General features: G+C 43.5%; 2 protein-coding genes and 1 pseudogene. 1 reads left to right on the top strand and 2 read right to left on the bottom strand.

Annotation, left to right across the window (positions count from 1 at the left end; genetic code table 11):
• The first annotated feature begins 73 nt into the window (after positions 1–73).
• Positions 74–403, top strand: coding sequence for a hypothetical protein (locus tag O9332_RS09555; protein WP_002760692.1), 330 nt, complete (start codon positions 74–76; stop codon positions 401–403).
• Between the two features lie 248 nt (positions 404–651).
• On the opposite strand, the gene hflX is transcribed toward O9332_RS09555, so the two are convergent.
• Positions 652–2,355, bottom strand: coding sequence for a GTPase HflX (gene hflX, locus O9332_RS09560; RefSeq protein ID WP_002760690.1), 1,704 nt, complete (start codon positions 2,353–2,355; stop codon positions 652–654).
• Between the two features lie 115 nt (positions 2,356–2,470).
• A pseudogene (locus O9332_RS09565) lies at positions 2,471–2,613 on the bottom strand (IS1 family transposase); the annotation flags it as partial.
• Positions 2,614–2,934 lie beyond the last annotated feature (321 nt).

A 2,934-nucleotide genomic window follows, 5' to 3' on the forward strand; every position in this document is an offset into this window, starting at 1 on the left:
TAAATCTTTATCTGGCAAGAGACTTAATTGATTAGTTCGCTCTAGATAAAAAACAATTGACAAAAATCGCTAAATGCCTTTCTATATAAGGGTTCCATCCCTTATAACCCCCGTCCATTGCATAACAATTACCGAAGAGCCAGAAATTTCCGCCGCTCTTAATCTAGAGTTTTCTGATGCTGGCTTAAATTATGTTAGTAGTTATGGTGGTGGCAGTTCCTTTGAAAAGCAGAACTTTACTGGCAATGCTCAACAGATGGATGTGACTAATCGCTGGAAACTATTTCTTGACAATGACGAGTTTTTGAAGTTAATCAAAAATGATGAGCTTTTACACTATTCCGAAAAAATCTTTGGTAAGCGTCCCGATACCGAGTTAATTTATCTTGGGGCTAATAGATGATAGTTATAATAACTGAATAACTGATACAAAATCCTGTTTAAAAGGTATGGGAGAGTGGGAAGTGGGAATTATAAATTAGGAATTAGGAAGTGGGAATTATAAATTATAAATTAGGAAGTGGTAAGTGGGAATTAGGAAGTGGGAATTAGGAAGTGGTAAGAATAAATAAAAATAATCTCCTGACTCCTGAATACTGACTCCTAACTCCTGTCTCCTGTCTCCTGAATACTGACAGCTTACTGCTATACTTAAGCAATTAAATCGATTAACTTTTGTTTTAAAGTTTCCAATCCTAGGCGACGAATAGCCGAGATAAAAACAGCTTGGGGATATTTTTCCTTAGCTATTTCCAAATCGTCGCTTTTTACCTGATCCAACTTATTAAACACCATTAACATTGGACCAGTTTGAATCGGCATCTCCGAGAGGATTTTTAACACCGAGGCAATCTGACTTTCCCAAGCTGGATGGGAGAGATCCACCAGATGGAGTAATGCGTCTGCTTCCGTTACTTCCTCTAAAGTTGCCCGAAAAGCATCCACCAGCGAGGGGGGTAATTCGTGGATAAAACCCACCGTATCGGTTAGTAACAGGGTGTGAGAGACTTGGGTGAGGGGATCGGTAATAGTTAAGCGTCGGGTGGTGGGATCGAGGGTAGCAAACAGTTGATCGGCGGTATAAACTTCGGCAGCGGTGAGAGCATTAATTAAAGTAGATTTTCCCGCATTGGTGTAGCCGACGATCGCCACACTGGCTACATCTTGTTTTTGCCGTTGTTTGCGTAAACGGGAACGATGAGCTTGCAGTTGATCCACCTCATCCTGGAGACGGGATAAACGACGTTGAATAGTTCGGCGTTCTGTTTCTAATTTTGTCTCCCCCGGTCCGCGAGTGCCAATTCCTCCCCCTAATCTCGACATAGCTAATCCGCGCCCGGTGAGACGGGGTAAAGTGTATTCTAATTGGGCTAATTCTACCTGTAGTTTACCCGCTTGCGATTGGGCCCGTTGGGCGAAAATATCCAGGATTACCTCGGTGCGATCGACCACTCTCACCCCGATTTGGTTCTCTAGATTGCGAATTTGGGCGGGAGAAAGGTCGCGATTGAATACAACTAAATTAGCCCCCGAAGTTTGCACCTGTAGGGCGATTTCTGCCACTTTTCCCGAACCGATCACTGTTTGAGGATGGGGATGATCCCGTTTTTGTCGGGTGACTTGCAAAACTTTACCCCCGGCGGTATCAACTAAACGCTCTAATTCACTTAAACCGTCCTCAAACTGGCGATCGCTGATATCGTCGGTGATCAAACCAACCAATAGTACCCGATCTTCGGCTTTATCAACGGTTATAGCGGTAAATTCTCGCTGAAACTCCGCCTCTAGTCCTTCCACTAACTCTAAAAAGTCCTGTTTGCTTAAATCCTCTAGATTTAAGGGAGGGGAGACAGACCAGTATATATTACTATTGACATTTGTTTGACTTTGTGGTATGAGATGCGCCAGATAGACTTGCTCCACATAACCGGTCGCCCCACCACCGCGACGGATCATGCCTGTACCGGTTAATGTTAAGATCACCAGCGCGTCTAATCTTTGCAAAGCCATGGCGGTTAAACTGGATTCTTTTGGCGGTTCCTGCTTGAGTTCCGTGGCGATACAACGAATTCCGCAAAGACGTTCGGAACCGTAGCGGGGTAGTTCCAAGAGAGAAAATTGGGTTTGTCGGGGGGTTCCCACTCCCACACGAATTACCTGGCCGCGACGGTTGATATAGGTGCAGAGGGGTTGATGGATATCGGTACTGATAGCCGCCAGTCTTTGGGCGAATTCTGGGGTGGTGAGAGTATCAATAGGCAAGCGTTCATGGTACAGCCTTTGTAGCTGTTTCATCTGACTGGCTTTCAGTCCCTGGGTATTGCCGAAGATGGTATCGATAGGCTTTCCTCGCAATTAGGATTTTATCTATTATTGTAGCGATTATGAGACTCGCTGCTCCTTGAGGGCGTTTCTCATCAAGATGAAGTGTAACCTAATTTGGTGCTGATTCAGAAGTAGTGATGACGGCTTAACCTTTACTTCCTTGGGTATTGTAGTCATGGATAAAATACCAAAGGGATACCCAAGGTGATTCTCCATTTTTTTAGAGAACGATAGACTCTCTCTCACTAACCGGAAAACCCGTTGTCGAAAAGTATTATTTAGGGTCTGCTGAAAAAGTTTGTTGGTGGGGGCAGGGTGTGGGGTGTGGGGTGTAGGGTTTTACCGATTTGGCTCTTCGGGAATTGTTATGCAAATAATTAACTTAAAATAAAATTCGATGAGAGTACCTAAGCTCAAAAGTAGCTGAAATCCATACAGGGAACGACTTAAAGCACAAACAGGTTAATGCCAAAAGATAGACAATTGAGTTAAGATTTGATATAATAGCCAAAAACGAGATTATTTTACTTATGATACTTGACAAATTTTTGAACCTACAAGGAACCTGTATTCAAGGCTATCGACACCTAGAAAATATCGGTATAGTTT

It is taken from the genome of Microcystis sp. LE19-10.1B (assembly GCF_027530565.1).
Classification (GTDB): domain Bacteria; phylum Cyanobacteriota; class Cyanobacteriia; order Cyanobacteriales; family Microcystaceae; genus Microcystis; species Microcystis aeruginosa.

Coding starts and splice junctions, on each gene's coding strand:
- O9332_RS09555 (WP_002760692.1), top strand. CDS start 74: ATGCCTTTCTATATAAGGGTTCCATCCCTTATAACCCCCGTCCATTGC.